This window comes from Streptomyces sp. NPDC039465 (assembly GCF_055639315.1).
Map to the genome: position 1 here is coordinate 176,933 of NZ_JBVKAP010000004.1, position 14,720 is coordinate 191,652.

Genomic DNA, 14,720 nt, shown 5'->3' on the forward strand with positions numbered 1-14,720 from the left:
CCTGGCCCCAGGTGGGGCCAGGAGATCGCGTCACCAGTCGCCGCGCGAGGTGGACGACGACATGAACTTCCGTACGACGTAGATCAGACCGCCGACCAGCGCCGCGAAGATCAGGACCTTGAAGAGGAGCGCGATGAAGAATCCGACGACGCTGACGATCATTCCGCCGAACACCATCAACGCGATGAGGGGTATGGCCACCCACTTCACCCACCAGGGCATCCCCGCGAGAATCTCCTTCACCGCCATGGTCCTTACCTCGTCTCCATGAGTCGTGCGCGTCCGCCGGCGCAGTCAGCACCGAACACCCTCGATGCTAGGGGCGTCCATAGGGTCCCCGGGGGCCTCGGAGCCCTTGCTCTCCCCTGAACGAACCCCTAGGGACTCCCGGGGCACGACCCCACCCAGGAACCGGACTCACACCAGGCAGCGGGCGAACGTCAGCTCTCCGGCGGCGAGAAGACCACCATGACCCGCAGGTCCTCGGTGACATGGTGGAACTTGTGCGGGACCCCGGCCGGCACGTACACCACACTGCCCCGGCCGACCTGCTGCGTCTCCGTCCCGACCGTGATCGACGCCCGGCCGCTGACCACGAAGTACACCTCGTCCTCGTTGTGCGGCTGCTGCGGATCGAGCTCGCCCGCGTTCAGTGCGTACAGCCCCACCGACATATGGCGCTCGCGCAGGAACTGCAGATACGCGCCGTCGTTTGCGGCGCGCTCCGCCTCCAGCTCGTCCAGTCGGAATGCCTTCATTCGTCTGTCCGCCCCTGCCCTCGGCCCGATCATGTCTGCCACGATCAGACACATGAAGAATTTCCTAGTCAAGACGATCGCGAACGCGGGTGCCCTGGCGGTCGCGATCTGGCTCGTCCCAGACATCACCCTCACCGGCGAGAACACCGGTAAGCAGGCCCTGACCCTCATTCTTGTGGCCCTGGTTTTCGGCGTGGTGAACTTCCTCGTCAAGCCGGTCGTGAAGCTGCTCACGCTGCCGCTGTTCATTCTCACGCTCGGACTGATCACGCTGGTGGTCAACGCCCTGATGCTGCTGCTCACCTCCTGGCTCGCCGACAAGCTGGAACTGAGCTTCCACGTCGAGGGCTTCTGGACGGCGGTGCTCGGCGGTCTGATCATCTCGATCGTGTCGTGGGCCCTGAACGTCATCCTCCCCGACGGCAAGGACTGACCGTGGCCATCGGTGACGGCACCCGCGCGGTACGGGCGGGCCTGCCCGACCCCGAGAAGTACGCCCCCACCCTTCCCGGCCCGGTCTTCGCGGCCCACTACCACCTGCCCGGCGAGCCCACCGGTCCTTACACCTACGGCCGCGACGAGAACCCGACCTGGACCCTCCTGGAACAGGCCATCGGCGAACTCGAAGCACCCGCCACCAGACCGGGGGAGTCCGTCGAGACGGTCGCCTTCGCCTCCGGCATGGCCGCGATCTCCGCGGTCCTCTTCTCCCAGCTCCGCGCGGGCGACGCGGTCGTCCTGCCCTCCGACGGCTACCAGGCGCTGCCGCTGGTGCGCGAGCGTCTGGAAGCGTACGGAGTCGAGGTCCGCACCGCGCCTACCGGCGACGACGCCCAGCTCTCCGTCCTCGACGGCGCCCGGCTGCTGTGGCTCGAGACCCCGTCCAACCCAGGGCTCGACGTCTGCGACATCCGGCGGCTGACCGACGCGGCGCACGACGCCGGCGCCCTGGTGGCGGTCGACAACACCCTGGCCACCGTCCTCGGCCAGCGGCCCCTGGAGCTCGGCGCCGACTTCTCCGTCGCCAGCGACACCAAGGGGCTGACGGGGCACGGAGACATCCTGCTCGGTCATGTCAGCGGACGAGACCCGCTGCGGATGGCGGAGGTACGGCGCTGGCGCAAGATCGCCGGCGCCATCCCCGGACCGATGGAGGCCTGGCTCGCCCACCGGTCGCTGGCCACCCTCGCCCTGCGGGTCGACCGGCAGTGCGCCACCGCCCTCACGCTCGCCGAGGCGCTGCGGGGCCACGCGGACGTCACCGGGCTGCGCCACCCCGGGCTGCCCGACGACCCGTCCCACCCCGTGGCCTCCCGGCAGATGCGGCGCTTCGGGTCCGTGGTCTCTTTCGCCCTGCCTGACCGCGACCGGGCGGAACGGTTCCTCGACGCGCTGCGGCTGGTGGACGACGCGACCAGCTTCGGCGGAGTGCGCTCCACGGCCGAACGCCGTGGACGCTGGGGCGGTGACGCCGTACCGGAAGGCTTCATCCGCTTCTCGGTCGGCGCGGAGGACCCGCAGGACCTGGTGGCGGACGTCCTGCGCGCCCTCGACGAGGCGGCCGCGGCCGCCGGGTGAGACCGAAGGGGCGGTCCGAGCCTCCCCCCTCGTGGCTCGGACCGCCCGGTTCCGGGCGGTGGAAGACCGCGTGAACAAGGCTAGTTGACTCTGCGTCAGTGTCCAATCACGGTAGCGACAGAGACCTATCGACTTATTTATAGTTGGACAGTCCTGAGGCGGCGTCAGCCGTCGGACCGTGGAGCCGGTGGCCGGACCGTGGAGCCAGGAGAGGGGCGGGTATGGATCTGTCCCTGCTGCGCACATTCGTCACGGTGCACCGAGCAGGCTCCTTCACCCGGGCCGCCGCCCTCCTGGGTCTCTCCCAGCCCGCCGTCACCAGCCAGATCCGCACCCTCGAACGCCAGCTGGGCCGCCCACTGTTCCTGCGTCGGGCCCGTGGCGTCACCCCCACCACCATCGGCGACGAACTCGCCCACCGGGCCGCCCCCCACCTCGACGCCCTGGTGGAGATCGCGGAGACCGGTCTCGACGAGGAGAGCGGCATCCGTACGCTCCATCTCGCCGGACCTCCCGAGTTCACCTCCCTGCGCGCCCTGCCCGCCCTGACCCCACTGACCTCCCAGGGACTCGCCCTGCGCACCTCCCTCATCGGCAACGCCGAGGAGACCTTGGAGGGGCTCGCCGCCGGCCACCACGACCTGGCCATCGCCACCACCCGCCCCCGCGGCGGACTGCTGACCGCCACTCCCCTCTGCGACGAGGAACATCTGCTGGTCGCCTCTCCGCGCTGGGCGGCCCACCTCGGCCCCGGCGTCCTGCTGCGCAAGGGCGCCGTCGTCCTGGACCAGCTGCCGGTCGTCGAGGTCCACGAGTCGCTGCCGTTCGTGGCCCGCTACTGGGCGACGGTCTTCGAATCCAAATGCGCGGCTGCCGCCACGGTCATCGCCCCCGACCTGCGCGCCGTCCTGGAATCCGCCGCCTCGGGCGCCGGGCTCGCCGTCCTGCCCCGATATCTGTGCGAGGACGCCCTGGAGCAGGGGCGCGTAGTGGCTCTCCTCGACCCTCCCGTACCCCCGCTGCGCACCTATTTCCTGGTCGTACGCACCGGAACACTCGCCCTGCCCCACATCGCACGGGCCCACGACTGGCTGCTGCGGGCGGCCGCCGACTGGTGAGACACCGCCCGGGAACGTTCCCAGGGGTTTCAGAGGGCCTTCCACGGGCCATTTTCATGCCATGACCGAACGTCCAGTGGTCAAGCGCACCGCCCGTGCCATCCTGCTCGACGGCGACGACCTCATCCTGATCAAGCGAACCAAGCCCGGCGTCGATCCGTACTGGCTGACCCCCGGCGGCGGGGTCGAGCCGGGGGACGCCACCGTCGTCGACGCCCTCCACCGCGAAGTGCACGAAGAGCTCGGGGCGAAGATCAGTGATGTGGTGCCCTGCTTCGTCGACACCGTCGAGCACATCGTCGACGGCGGGGTCTCCGGCGTGAAGGTGCAGCACTTCTTCGTCTGCCGCCTGGAGTCGATGGACCCCGCCCAGCGCCACGGCCCCGAGGTCGACGAGCCGTGCGGGGAGTACGAGATCGTACGGGTGCCGTTCAGCCGCGTCGGCATCGCCGCCGTCCATCTCGTCCCGCTGTCGCTGCGCCACTACCTGGACGGCAACATCGAGGGCGTCCGCGCGATGCACGCCCCCGACCTGGGGTGATAAGGCGCGCCGCTAGTCAGCCGCTGCCACGAGCTCTTCGAGGGAGTCGTGGCGGATCCGGTCGGAAGGGATGCCGATGCCCCTGAGCGCGTCGACACCGCTGCGGATCATGCCTACCGGCCCGGAGAGATAGGCGTCGAACTCGTCCCACGGGCCGTACTCCCGCACCGCGTCCGGAAGTTGCTGCGACCGGTGCGCACGGTCGTCGACGATCGTCCGCACGGCGAGCCAGGGATGGGCCTGCTGGAGCCGGAGCATGGTGTCGATGTCGTAGAGGTCGTGGTCGCTGCGCGCGCCGTAGAACACCTCGACCGTGCGCCGCTCGCCGTGCTGGGCGACATCCTCCACCAGCGCCTTGATCGGCGCGATGCCCGTGCCGCCGCCCAGGCAGAGCAGACCGTTGTCGGTGGAGTGGTCGACGGTCATCGACCCGGCGGGCGGGCCGAGCCGCAGTACGTCACCTGGGCGGGCGTGATGCACCAGGGCGTTGGACACCCAGCCGGCCGGGACGGCCTTGACGTGGAAGGAGAGCAGCCCGTCCGGGCGGGGTGCCGAGGCGAAGGAGTAGTGCCGCCAGACACGGGGCCACCAGGGCGTTTCCAGGGAGGTGTACTGCCCGGCGAGGAAGGGGTACGGCTGGTCGGGCCGGACGGTGACCACCGCGATGTCCGGGGTCCGCAGATCGTGCGAGACCACCTCCGCCTGCCACCAGGCCGGAGCGGTCCGCTCGTTCTCCGCCGCGGCGTCGATCATGATCTGCGAGATCGTCGTGTACGTGCGGACCCAGGCGGCCTCACTCTCCTCGTCCCAGGTGGTCGTCGCGTACCGGGTCAGCGCGCCGATCAGGGCCTCGCCGACGGCCGGATAGTGCGAGGCCTGGGTGCCGTACTTACGGTGGCCCCGGCCGAGGTTCCGCAGGTAGTCCGTGAGCACGGCGGGGTTGTCCATGTGCTCGGCCGCAGTCAGCAGTGCCTTGAGCAGCCGGTCACGCTGGGCGTCCATGGCGGCGGGGAAGAGGGCTCGCAGCTCGGGATGGCGGATGAAGAGCAGCGCGTAGAAGTACGAGGTGACCTTGTCCGCGACGGGGGCGATCTCGCCGAGCGTGCGGCGGACAAGAATCGCGTCGGGGGAGCCCTGCTCGGGCCGCGGCTCGGGCTTGGGCTCCGGCCTGGGTTCGCTCCGGGGCCCGGGTATGGGCTCCGGCCGCGGCTCAGGCTCGGGCTCCGGTTCGGGCCGCGGTTCGGCGGAGGCGGGCCAGGAGCCCTGCGGTATGCGGTCCGCGCCGCTGCCCACCGGCCGTATGGCGGTGACGGTGCGGCGCGGCATGGCTATTCGGGGTGGCGTCTCCCGGTCGTCGACCTGCGCGCCCTCGTCGGCCCCCGCTTCCGACGCCGAGGGTGTCGTCCTGGCCGGCGTGGGAGGTTTCCGCGGAGTGAACCAGCCCCCGCCGGTGTGTCCGGTATTGCTTCCGCTGTCGTTGCCGTTGTCGAGAGTGCCGCTGTCGGCCGACGTGGTGGTCGGAGCGTCCATCGTGTGCCTCGCCTCGAACATCTTTCAGTCGGACCGTTGATGACTGTGCCCATGGCTGTCGTCTTCGAAGGATGCCAGGCTTGGCCCTCGCGCCGAACAGAAAGCGGAGATCCCGGGCATTCGCGCCCGCATTCCCGTTAGGCTGCATCCCCTCACGCCCCTGTCCTGGGCTCCCTGAAGGCATGTCGGTCCCCAACAGACCCTGAACTACTGGCGGCGGTGCACCAGTTCATAGGCCTCGCGCAAATCGCCCCCCATATAGGTATACGTGGCGAGTCCGGACAGATGGTGGTCCGCATTCACCGCCACCGCCTGCGGGACCGCCGCGAAAATCTCCGCGTCGGACATGGAATCACCGTATGCAACGCAGTCGTCCAGACTCACCCCGAACTCTGCACACAGCCGGTCCGCGATCTTCACTTTCGCCGCGGCGTTGAGAATCCCCTCCCGGTCCACCGGTGCGGTAAACGGAACCGCAGGCCAGCGGGACCCATGGGCGGCATGAACACCCCAGTCCAGAAGCCGTTCCACAAAGAAGTCGGGGGAGAGCGAAATGACCGCGCAGTAGTCGCCCGCCGCCCTGATCTCCGCCCATACCTCGCGTATTCCGTGCAACCACGGCGCACCCTCGAAGGCCGCCACAACCTGCGCCTCGGTCAGCTCGGCCCACAGCTCCCTGGCCTGGACGGCGAAATCGGCCGGCGCCAGACCCTTGAGTAGGAAGCTCCGCTCCAGCTCGGCGATCTCCTCACTCAGGCCGAGTTGGCGCGAGATCTCCACCGCGGCCGCCGAGCCGCGGATCAGGGTGCCGTCGAGGTCGAAGAGATGCAGTCTGCGCGAGGTCGCCATGTACGCCGAGGCTAGTACGTGCGCGCTTACTCCCGGCGTCAGACGCGGGATGAGAGGTCGGGGCGGGACGGTGTTTCACGTGAAACAAATCCAGCGTCCGGTCCGCCGGGCCATTCTCGTCGTCCATGTCGCCGTCTCCGTGAGCTGGCTGGGCCTCACGCTCGGTCTGCTGGCGCTCGGCATCACCGCGTACACCACCCGCGACTCGTCCCTGACGGATGCGACCTACCGCGCCATGAAGGTTTTCGGCGACTGGCTGCTCGCACCGGCGGCTCTGACCACGCTGGTCAGCAGGCTGGTGCTGGCGCTCGGTACGCCGTGGGGGCTGGCCCGGCACCGCTGGGTCTGGATCAAGTTCTGGCTCACGGTGATCACCGCGGGCGCCACGGTCTTCTCGCTGCGACCGGAGATCGACCGCGCCGCGGCCGCCGGAGTGCCCGACAGCAGCCTGCTCGCCGCGCCCAGCGTGGCCACGGCCGCCTATCTCTTCATGACGGCGATCTCCGTGCTCAAGCCCTGGGGACTGACCCGCCGGGGACGCCGACTACGCGCCTCTGCGGCGTCTCCCGCCCGGCGAAATCGGGTGGACGCGGGATCTTCGCGTCCGACAGCCTCAAGACCATGCCGACACCGCTGCCCGACGCTCCCTCCCCGCTGTCGCTCCCCATCCGCCGGCTGACCCCGGAGGATCTCACCGCCTGCGCCGACCTCTCCGAGGACCGTGGCTGGCAACGCGAAGAACACAAGTGGAGCCTGCTGCTCGCGGCCGGCACCGGTCACGGCATCGACGACCCGTCGGGCAAGGGCCTGGCGACGGCGTGCGTGCTCACGTCGTACGGCTCCGGGGCGGGCGCACACGCCGGGCTCGGGCTGGGCGCCGTCGGCATGGTCCTGGTCGCCGAGCGGTACGCCCGCCAGGGCCTCGGCCGCCGTCTGATGCACCATGTCGTGGCCGAGGCGGGGCCCACGCCCCTCACCCTGCACGCCACACCGGCCGGGCGCCCGCTCTACGAGCAGCTCGGCTTCATCGTGACGGGCCGGGCGGAGATGGTCCGGGGCCGCTTCACCGCCGTGGCCGCCGCTCCCCCGGTCGCCACCCGGCCGGCCACCGCGGAGGACCTTCCGGCCCTTCTGCGCCTGGACGCGGAGGTCTTCGGACTCGACCGGACCCATGTGCTCACCCGCCTGCCCGCCTTCGCGGACCAGCTCCGGGTGGCCGAGGACAAGGGCGAGATCACCGGCTTCGCCGCGGCCTGGCCCAATATGGAGACCCAGGTCGTCGGCCCCTTGATCGCTCGGGACACGGCCACCGCCCAAGCGCTGGTCGCCTCCCTCGCCGCGCACACCGACCGGCCCCTGCGCACGGACATCGACGTACGCCACGAAGAGCTGCTGGCATGGCTGAAGGCGAACGGCCTGGAGCCGATCGCCTTCAACGCGGTGATGACCTATGGCATCCCCGGCCTGCCCGGGGACTGGACCCGCCGCTTCGCTCCCCTCACGGTCGCGGCGGGCTGACGCCCTGCGCCTGCCGGATCAGGTCCGGCCTGCCGGAACGGCCACCGGCTCCGGGGCGCCCGCGGCCACGATCCGGCTGTCCCGGCGGACGTCACGGCGCTCCAGGGCGCTGGAGAGCACCGCGAGGGCGAGCGCCGAGGCCGCAAGTACGGCGCCGACCCAGTTCGGGGCCGTGATGCCGAGACCGGCGGCGATGACCATGCCACCCAGCCATGCGGCCAGGGCGTTGCCCAGGTTGAAGGCACCGATGTTGACGGCCGAGGCGAGGGTCGGGGCGCCGGAGGCCTGGTCGAGGACGCGCTTCTGCAGCGGCGGTACGGTCGCGAAGCCGAGGGCGCCGATGAGGGCGATGGTGACGGCCGCGGCCATCTTGTTGTGGGCAGTGACCGTGAAGAGCGCCAGGACCAGGGCGAGGGCGCCGAGCGAGACGTAGAGCATCGGCATCAGCGCACGGTCGGCGAACTTTCCGCCGACCAGGTTGCCACCCACCATGCCGAGGCCGAACAGGGCCAGCAGCCAGGTGACGGAGGAGTCGGCGAAGCCGGCGGCGTCGGTCATCATCGGCGCGATGTAGGTGATCGCGGCGAAGACACCGCCGAAGCCGAGCACGGTCATGGCCATGGCCAGCAGGACCTGGACGTTGCGGAACGCTGCCAGCTCGTGGCGGAGCCGTACGCCCTCGGGCTTGGGCTGCTCGGGCACCAGCTTGGCGACGCCCGCCAGACCCAGGGCGCCCAGACCGGCCACGATGAGGAAGGTGGCCCGCCAGCCGGCGCTCTGGCCGATGAAGGTGCCGAGCGGCACGCCGACGACATTGGCGACGGTCAGGCCGGTGAACATCATCGCGATGGCGCCGGCCTTCTTCTCAGGGGCGACCAGGTCGGCTGCCACGACCGATCCGATGCCGAAGAAGGCGCCGTGGGCGAGCGAGGCGACGACGCGACCGGCCAGCATCAGCCCGAAGGTCGGGGCGAGTGCGGAGAGCACGTTGCCCACGATGAACAGCCCCATCAGCAGCATCAGCATCCGCTTGCGGGAGATCCGGGTGCCGAGCACGGTCATCAGCGGAGCGCCGAGGACGACACCGAGGGCGTAGCCGGTGACCAGATATCCGGCCGTAGGGATCGAGACATGGAAGTCGTCGGCGACCTCGGGGAGCAGACCCATGATCACGAACTCGGTGGTTCCGATCCCGAAGGCCCCGATGGCGAGGGCGAGGAGCGCGAGTGGCATGGGGTGACACCTTCCCAGAAGTTTGCTCTAGCGCCTTACGAGCGTCCACAATAATTGCAGGCGCTGATTAATTGCAAGCGCGGGCTATTGCGACAGTCGTCTATTCTGGATGCCAGCCGCTCCGGACCGAGGAGAGACCCATGACAGCGACAGACCCGGCACTCACCGCCCTCTCCCAGGGCTGGTGCGCACTCTCTCTGCTCCACGGGAAGATCGAGAGCCACATCGAGCGCGCGCTGGAGACCCGGCACGGGCTGAGCATGCGCGAGTACTCGCTCCTCGATGTCCTCAGCCGCCAGCACAACGGCCCCGGCGGCCACCTCCAGATGAAGCAGGTCGCAGACGCCGTCGTGCTCAGCCAGAGCGCTACCACCCGTCTGGTGACCCGTCTGGAGGACCGGGGGCTGCTCACGCGCTATCTCTGCGACACCGACCGGCGCGGTATCTACACCGATGTCACCGAGGCCGGTCAGCGGCTTCTCGCGGAGGCCCGGCCCACCAACGACACGGCCCTGCGCGAGGCCCTCGACGAGGCGGCCAAGAACCCCGCGCTGGCACCACTGGTCAGGGCTGTCGAGGACCTCCATGTGGCCGCGTGACAAGGCCCCGTAGCCTGCGGTCCATGAGCGATCTCAAGATCAGGCCGGCGACCTCCAGTGACATCCCCGCGATCGTGGCCATGCTGGCCGACGACCCCTTGGGCGCCCACCGTGAGTCGCCGGACGATCTCGCGCCGTACCTCACCGCCTTCGCGCGTCTGGCGCAGGACCCGAACCAGCATCTGGTCGTCGCCGTGCGCGAGGGGCGCATCGTCGGCACGCTCCAGCTGACTGTCATCGCCGGACTGTCACTCCGCGGCACGACGCGAGGGCTCATCGAAGGGGTACGGATCCACGCCGACGAACGCGGCGGGGGACTGGGCACCCAGCTCATCGAGTGGGCCATCGACGAAGCCCGTAATCAGGGCTGCCAGTTGGTCCAACTGACGTCCAACGCCTCGCGCACCGACGCCCGGCGCTTCTACGAGCGACTCGGCTTCACGGCCTCGCACGTGGGCTTCAAGCTGGCTCTCTGAGCGTCGTTCAAGGAAGCCGTCGTACAACAGGGCGCCGGGGGATCGCTCCCCCGGCGCCCTGTTTCACGTGAAACATCGCCGTCGTGCGGCGGCCTCTTCCTACAGACCGCGCCAGCCGCCCTCGTCGACCCCGCCCGGCACCGCCCCGCCCTGCTCGTAGGGCTCCCGGGTGAAGACGAAGGAGCCCAGATCCAGGTGGCTCACGGAGCCGTCCTCCCTTCGCACCACCCGCAGCGTCTCCCCCGCGAAGTAGCCGTCGAGGCCGATCCAGGTGCCGTCAGGCCGCGCCTGGAACCGGGCGTTACGACCGCTGCCCCGCAGCGGCTCCAGCGCCACACCCCCGTCTGCGGCCAGGCGCAGACCGTAGGCGTAGGTGCCCCAGTACCAAGGGCCGGTGAGCGCCAGGAGCTCCGGATCGACCTCAGGGAGCGGGCGCCAAGGCTCGGGGAGGCGCGGCTCCGCGTCCGCGACGATGCGGAGGAGATCGGCGGCGACCACCGGGGCCAGCGGTCCCGAGGTCGCATTGGCGAGCGCGACGCCCGCCACCCCCTCCTCCACGCTCACCCACAGACCGGCGACGAAGCCGGGCAGCGAGCCGCTGTGCCCGACCAGGGTCCGGCCCTCCCCGCGGACGATCTGGAGCCCGAGCCCGTATGTGCCGTCCCATTGACCGGCCTCGGCCGGCGACGCGGGCGTACGCATCTCCTGGAGGGAGCGTGCGCTCAGCACCCGGTCGTCCCCCTCGGCGAGGAAGAGCGCGAAGCGGCACAGATCGTCGGCCGTGGACCAGAGCTGTCCGGCCGGGGCCATCAGCCCCAGGTCCTCGGAGGGCTCGGGAAGCATCACATCGGCCCAGGGGTGCACGGCCCAGCCCCCGGCGTGCGGCGCCTGCGGCTGGGCGCTCGTACGGTGCAGGCCCAGCGGCTGCAAGATCTCGCTCCGCAGCGAGTCCTCCCAGGGCCGCCCGCGTACTGCCTCCACCAGCGAACCGAGCAGTGTGTAACCAGGGTTGGAGTAGTGATGCCGCCGCCCCACGGGATGCACCAGCGGCCGCTCCCCCAGGACGGCGTCCAGCGTCGGCCGGAGCGTCGCAGGGGTGCGCTCCCACCAGGGCGACGGCGTCTCTGCCGCCAGGCCCGAGCTGTGGGCGAGGAGCTGAGCGATCGTCACCTCGCCGACACCGGTGCTCGGAAGGTGCTTGTCCAGCTGATCGTCCAGATCGAGCAGCCCCTCGTCACGCAGCCGCATGACGAGGACTGCGGTGAAGACCTTGGTGATCGAACCGATCCGGTACTGGGTGTCCGCGTCGGGCGCGTGTCCCTCGACACAGCTGCGCGAACCCGCCCAGACGGTCCGCCCATCCCGCCCCACCGCACCGACGAACGAGGGGGCCCGGCCCTCCGACTGGGCCAGGGCGACCCGGTGCAGCAGGGCACGTTCCGTACTCGGCAGAAGTGCTTCAGAAGTCATGCTCCAAGGTCTATACGCGGCCCCTCGCCACGTCGACCGCATTTCCCGTGCGATCCGCCCCAGGGCGGCCGTGTAGGTTCTCAATCTCCGCGGCATAGGCCGAGGCTGTGAGCTGGGTGTTCTCGCGCTGTCTCCGCCATGTCATGCGGCTTGAGTCTCAGATCCGTGGCATTTCCTCGGCAGGCGGCAGCCGATGGGCTCATGGTCTGTGCCGCTCAGTTGTCGAACCGGACTACGGGTCGGACGTTGTCGTCTAACATCACGACGCATGATCACGGTTGCCAGCTGGAACGTTCTGCACCGCGTCCACGCCGAGAACTGGGGCGAGGACGTCCTGAGGCGTTGCCCGGACGAGTCGGAGCGGATCGCCGCGGTCACGGCGTTGCTGGCGGGACGAGACGAGCGCGTCATCGCCCTGCAGGAGGTCAGCGGTGACCAACTGGCCAGCCTCCGGCTTGCGCTGACCGGCCGCACCATCCACGCGTTGAGGTACCCGCGCGTCCCGGCACCGCGCCACGGCACCTGCTCGCTGCGCGACCCCGAGGAGTACCTCGTGCTCCTGGTCGACGGACCGAGCCGGGAGGTCACTGCCGAGTCCTTCGAGGACGACCCGGGGAAGGGCGCGCTCGCCGTCGAAGCCGCCGGAACGCTGATAGTCGCCACGCACGTGAGCGGCGATCAGCGGCACACGCGCCAGCTGGCACGCCTGGCCGAACTGGCCGCCGCTTCCCGGGGATACGCAGCAGTACTTCTCGGGGACTTCAACACCGACCGTGCCACCGTAGCGTCGGCTTTGGGTCCTAGCTTCGCCGTCGCGGACCTCCCGCCAGACGCCCTGCCGACACGGCCGCGCACGTCAGGCTCGACGTCGCAGTGGATCGACCACGTGGTCGTGCGGGGCGCTGTTGTCAGCAACGCAACGGTCGAGAGCACGGAGGGCCTCTCCGACCACAATCTGGTCCGCGCGACCGTCACCATGTGAGCTACCCGCCCCCGCCCCTGGGCAGCGAGCCGGGGAAGAGACGCGACAGCGACTCACCGTCACTTGCTCGACAGGCAACTCCAACCCTGTCAGGGCAGGGCACCCTCACATCGAGGAAGAACGACGATCCCACTCTCGAACGAACGAACTACGTCGCGCCCTGGCAGCGAGTCTCACGACGACGGCATAAGTGCCACCGTTGTGCCATCGGATCTGAGACTGTGCCGCGAAATCTGAGACCCTACAGGCCGCCGGATCAGGTCTGGGCCATGTCCACGAAGCGCGAGTAGTGGCCCTGGAAGGCGACCGTGATCGTGGCCGTCGGGCCGTTACGGTGCTTGGCCACGATCAGGTCCGCCTCGCCGGCGCGGGGCGACTCCTTCTCGTAGGCGTCCTCGCGGTGGAGCAGGATGACCATGTCGGCGTCCTGCTCGATGGAGCCGGACTCACGCAGGTCGGAGACCATCGGCTTCTTGTCCGTACGCTGCTCGGGGCCACGGTTCAGCTGCGACAGCGCGATCACCGGGAGCTCCAGCTCCTTGGCGAGCAGCTTGAGGTTTCGCGACATGTCCGAGACCTCCTGCTGGCGGCTCTCGGCGCGCTTGGAGCCGCCGGACTGCATCAGCTGGAGGTAGTCGATCACGACGAGCTTCAGATTGTTGCGCTGCTTGAGGCGACGGCACTTGGCGCGGATCTCCATCATCGACAGGTTGGGCGAGTCGTCGATGTAGAGGGGGGCCTGCGAGACGTCCGGCATACGCCGGGCCAGCCGCGTCCAGTCCTCGTCCGTCATCGTGCCGGAGCGCATATGGTGCAGCGCCACCCGGGCCTCGGCCGACAGCAGGCGCATCGCGATCTCGTTGCGGCCCATTTCGAGGGAGAAGATCACGCTGGGCAGGTTGTGCTTGATCGAGCACGCCCGGGCGAAGTCCAGCGCCAGCGTGGACTTACCCATGGCGGGTCGGGCCGCGATGACGATCATCTGGCCGGGGTGCAAGCCGTTGGTCAACGAGTCGAAGTCGGTGAACCCGGTCGGCACACCCGTCATCTCGCCGCTGCGGGAGCCGATCGCCTCGATCTCGTCGAGGGCACCCTCCATGATGTCCCCGAGCGGCAGATAGTCCTCGCTGGTGCGCTGCTCGGTGACCGCGTAGATCTCTGCCTGCGCCGAGTTCACGATCTCGTCGACGTCCCCGTCGGCGGCGTATCCCATCTGCGTGATCTTCGTGCCGGCCTCGACCAGACGGCGCAGCACCGCCCGCTCATGGACGATCTCCGCGTAGTACGCCGCGTTCGCCGCGGTGGGCACCGACTGCACCAGCGTGTGGAGGTACGAGGCACCGCCGACGCGGGTGATCTCACCGCGCTTGGTCAGCTCAGCACCGACGGTGATGGGGTCGGCGGGCTCGCCCTTCGCGTAGAGGTCGAGGATGGCCTGGAAGACCGTCTCGTGCGCCGGGCGGTAGAAGTCATGACCCTTGATGATCTCCACGACGTCCGCGATGGCGTCCTTGGAGAGCAGCATGCCGCCGAGCACGGACTGCTCGGCGTCGAGGTCCTGCGGGGGCACCCGCTCGAAGCCGGCGGAGCCGGTGTCCCAGGGGCCGCCGTCGCTGCCCCGGTCGTGCTGGTCGTCCCTGCCCCGCCCGCGTCCACGGCTCTCGCCCCGCTGCCGGGTGACGGGCAGACGGTCACCCGGACCGGTGTCGGCCCAGGGGTCGTCCAAGGGCTCGGGAATGCTCACCCGGCCACCTCCTCCGTCCGCACCGCGGACCTCACCGTGTCACTCTTTCTTACGCCACGGCTCTGACAAAACGAGAGGCTCTACTCCGCTTCTGGCGCGTCGGGCGCCGGACCACGGTAGGCCCGCGGGCACCGTGAGCCAATCTGGTTATCCACAGGGGCTGTGGGTGAAGGACCAGATGCTGTGGAGAACCCTGCGGAACCTGTGCACGGACCGGGGGACAGCCATGTGGACAAACTCATAGCCGACTCGGCAGAGCCCCCCTGACCTGCTGTTTTCACATCCACCGGCTGTGGGGGAGAAAAACTTTTCCCACCAGACCAA

Annotated in this window: 16 protein-coding genes; 9 read left to right on the top strand and 7 right to left on the bottom strand. The window is 69.6% G+C overall.

Annotation, left to right across the window (positions count from 1 at the left end):
* Positions 1-30 precede the first annotated feature (30 nt).
* Together ACZ7LT_RS15245 and ACZ7LT_RS15250 are read right to left on the bottom strand one after the other, a co-directional pair.
* The gene (locus ACZ7LT_RS15245; RefSeq protein ID WP_471236504.1) at positions 31-243 is read right to left on the bottom strand and encodes a DUF5326 family protein; all 213 of its coding nucleotides are present in this window, start codon (positions 241-243) and stop codon (positions 31-33) included.
* Between the two features lie 197 nt (positions 244-440).
* Positions 441-758 (bottom strand): cupin domain-containing protein, encoded by a 318-nt coding sequence (locus ACZ7LT_RS15250; RefSeq protein ID WP_471236505.1) that lies wholly within the window; start codon positions 756-758, stop codon positions 441-443.
* A gap of 52 nt (positions 759-810) precedes the next feature.
* On the opposite strand from ACZ7LT_RS15250, the gene ACZ7LT_RS15255 reads away from it, so the two are divergent.
* The 4 genes from ACZ7LT_RS15255 (at position 811) to ACZ7LT_RS15270 (ending at position 3,995) form a co-directional block, all read left to right on the top strand.
* The gene (locus tag ACZ7LT_RS15255; RefSeq protein WP_471236506.1) at positions 811-1,191 is read left to right on the top strand and encodes a phage holin family protein; all 381 of its coding nucleotides are present in this window, start codon (positions 811-813) and stop codon (positions 1,189-1,191) included.
* Positions 1,192-1,193: 2 nt separating this feature from the next.
* On the top strand, positions 1,194-2,336 hold the full coding sequence (locus ACZ7LT_RS15260; protein ID WP_471236507.1) for a cystathionine gamma-lyase: 1,143 nt from the start codon (positions 1,194-1,196) through the stop codon (positions 2,334-2,336).
* Positions 2,337-2,557: 221 nt separating this feature from the next.
* Entirely contained in the window at positions 2,558-3,454 is an 897-nt protein-coding gene (locus tag ACZ7LT_RS15265; RefSeq protein WP_471236508.1) for a LysR family transcriptional regulator, read from the top strand.
* A gap of 61 nt (positions 3,455-3,515) precedes the next feature.
* Positions 3,516-3,995 (top strand): NUDIX domain-containing protein, encoded by a 480-nt coding sequence (locus ACZ7LT_RS15270; RefSeq protein WP_028797741.1) that lies wholly within the window; start codon positions 3,516-3,518, stop codon positions 3,993-3,995.
* Positions 3,996-4,007: 12 nt separating this feature from the next.
* Here the strand turns inward: ACZ7LT_RS15270 and ACZ7LT_RS15275 are convergent, their stop codons facing one another.
* Together ACZ7LT_RS15275 and ACZ7LT_RS15280 are read right to left on the bottom strand one after the other, a co-directional pair.
* Complete coding sequence (locus ACZ7LT_RS15275) at positions 4,008-5,525, bottom strand: globin domain-containing protein (RefSeq protein ID WP_471236509.1); 1,518 nt, start codon at positions 5,523-5,525, stop codon at positions 4,008-4,010.
* A gap of 207 nt (positions 5,526-5,732) precedes the next feature.
* Positions 5,733-6,374 (bottom strand): HAD family hydrolase, encoded by a 642-nt coding sequence (locus ACZ7LT_RS15280; protein ID WP_471236510.1) that lies wholly within the window; start codon positions 6,372-6,374, stop codon positions 5,733-5,735.
* Positions 6,375-6,453: 79 nt separating this feature from the next.
* On the opposite strand from ACZ7LT_RS15280, the gene ACZ7LT_RS15285 reads away from it, so the two are divergent.
* The gene (locus ACZ7LT_RS15285) at positions 6,454-7,053 is read left to right on the top strand and encodes a DUF2269 domain-containing protein (RefSeq protein WP_471236512.1); all 600 of its coding nucleotides are present in this window, start codon (positions 6,454-6,456) and stop codon (positions 7,051-7,053) included.
* The gene (locus ACZ7LT_RS15290) at positions 6,996-7,892 is read left to right on the top strand and encodes a GNAT family N-acetyltransferase (protein ID WP_471236513.1); all 897 of its coding nucleotides are present in this window, start codon (positions 6,996-6,998) and stop codon (positions 7,890-7,892) included. The genes ACZ7LT_RS15285 and ACZ7LT_RS15290 overlap by 58 nt, the downstream gene beginning before the upstream one ends.
* 18 nt (positions 7,893-7,910) lie before the next feature.
* On the opposite strand, the gene ACZ7LT_RS15295 is transcribed toward ACZ7LT_RS15290, so the two are convergent.
* Positions 7,911-9,125 carry an MFS transporter gene (locus tag ACZ7LT_RS15295; protein ID WP_471236514.1) on the bottom strand — a complete coding sequence of 405 codons (1,215 nt, stop codon included), beginning with the start codon at positions 9,123-9,125 and terminating at the stop codon, positions 7,911-7,913.
* Positions 9,126-9,265: 140 nt separating this feature from the next.
* On the opposite strand from ACZ7LT_RS15295, the gene ACZ7LT_RS15300 reads away from it, so the two are divergent.
* Positions 9,266-9,724: a MarR family winged helix-turn-helix transcriptional regulator gene (locus ACZ7LT_RS15300; RefSeq protein WP_471236515.1), complete on the top strand. Its 459-nt coding sequence runs from the start codon at positions 9,266-9,268 to the stop codon at positions 9,722-9,724.
* Between the two features lie 23 nt (positions 9,725-9,747).
* A complete protein-coding gene (locus ACZ7LT_RS15305) occupies positions 9,748-10,200 on the top strand; it encodes a GNAT family N-acetyltransferase (protein ID WP_471236516.1) in 453 nt (150 codons plus the stop codon).
* A gap of 99 nt (positions 10,201-10,299) precedes the next feature.
* On the opposite strand, the gene ACZ7LT_RS15310 is transcribed toward ACZ7LT_RS15305, so the two are convergent.
* Positions 10,300-11,670, bottom strand: coding sequence for a serine hydrolase domain-containing protein (locus tag ACZ7LT_RS15310; protein ID WP_471236517.1), 1,371 nt, complete (start codon positions 11,668-11,670; stop codon positions 10,300-10,302).
* Between the two features lie 268 nt (positions 11,671-11,938).
* On the opposite strand from ACZ7LT_RS15310, the gene ACZ7LT_RS15315 reads away from it, so the two are divergent.
* A complete protein-coding gene (locus ACZ7LT_RS15315) occupies positions 11,939-12,652 on the top strand; it encodes an endonuclease/exonuclease/phosphatase family protein (protein WP_471236518.1) in 714 nt (237 codons plus the stop codon).
* Positions 12,653-12,908: 256 nt separating this feature from the next.
* Here the strand turns inward: ACZ7LT_RS15315 and dnaB are convergent, their stop codons facing one another.
* On the bottom strand, positions 12,909-14,396 hold the full coding sequence (gene dnaB, locus ACZ7LT_RS15320) for a replicative DNA helicase (protein WP_471236519.1): 1,488 nt from the start codon (positions 14,394-14,396) through the stop codon (positions 12,909-12,911).
* Positions 14,397-14,720: the final 324 nt, after the last annotated feature.

Bases quoted from the DNA above. Each gene is read 5' to 3' on its own strand.
- ACZ7LT_RS15270 (WP_028797741.1), top strand. From the start codon at position 3,516: ATGACCGAACGTCCAGTGGTCAAGCGCACCGCCCGTGCCATCCTGCTC.
- ACZ7LT_RS15280 (WP_471236510.1), bottom strand. From the start codon at position 6,374: ATGGCGACCTCGCGCAGACTGCATCTCTTCGACCTCGACGGCACCCTG.
- ACZ7LT_RS15255 (WP_471236506.1), top strand. From the start codon at position 811: ATGAAGAATTTCCTAGTCAAGACGATCGCGAACGCGGGTGCCCTGGCG.
- ACZ7LT_RS15290 (WP_471236513.1), top strand. From the start codon at position 6,996: ATGCCGACACCGCTGCCCGACGCTCCCTCCCCGCTGTCGCTCCCCATC.
- ACZ7LT_RS15300 (WP_471236515.1), top strand. From the start codon at position 9,266: ATGACAGCGACAGACCCGGCACTCACCGCCCTCTCCCAGGGCTGGTGC.
- ACZ7LT_RS15310 (WP_471236517.1), bottom strand. From the start codon at position 11,670: ATGACTTCTGAAGCACTTCTGCCGAGTACGGAACGTGCCCTGCTGCAC.
- ACZ7LT_RS15250 (WP_471236505.1), bottom strand. From the start codon at position 758: ATGAAGGCATTCCGACTGGACGAGCTGGAGGCGGAGCGCGCCGCAAAC.
- ACZ7LT_RS15265 (WP_471236508.1), top strand. From the start codon at position 2,558: ATGGATCTGTCCCTGCTGCGCACATTCGTCACGGTGCACCGAGCAGGC.
- ACZ7LT_RS15275 (WP_471236509.1), bottom strand. From the start codon at position 5,525: ATGGACGCTCCGACCACCACGTCGGCCGACAGCGGCACTCTCGACAAC.
- ACZ7LT_RS15305 (WP_471236516.1), top strand. From the start codon at position 9,748: ATGAGCGATCTCAAGATCAGGCCGGCGACCTCCAGTGACATCCCCGCG.
- ACZ7LT_RS15295 (WP_471236514.1), bottom strand. From the start codon at position 9,125: ATGCCACTCGCGCTCCTCGCCCTCGCCATCGGGGCCTTCGGGATCGGA.
- ACZ7LT_RS15315 (WP_471236518.1), top strand. From the start codon at position 11,939: ATGATCACGGTTGCCAGCTGGAACGTTCTGCACCGCGTCCACGCCGAG.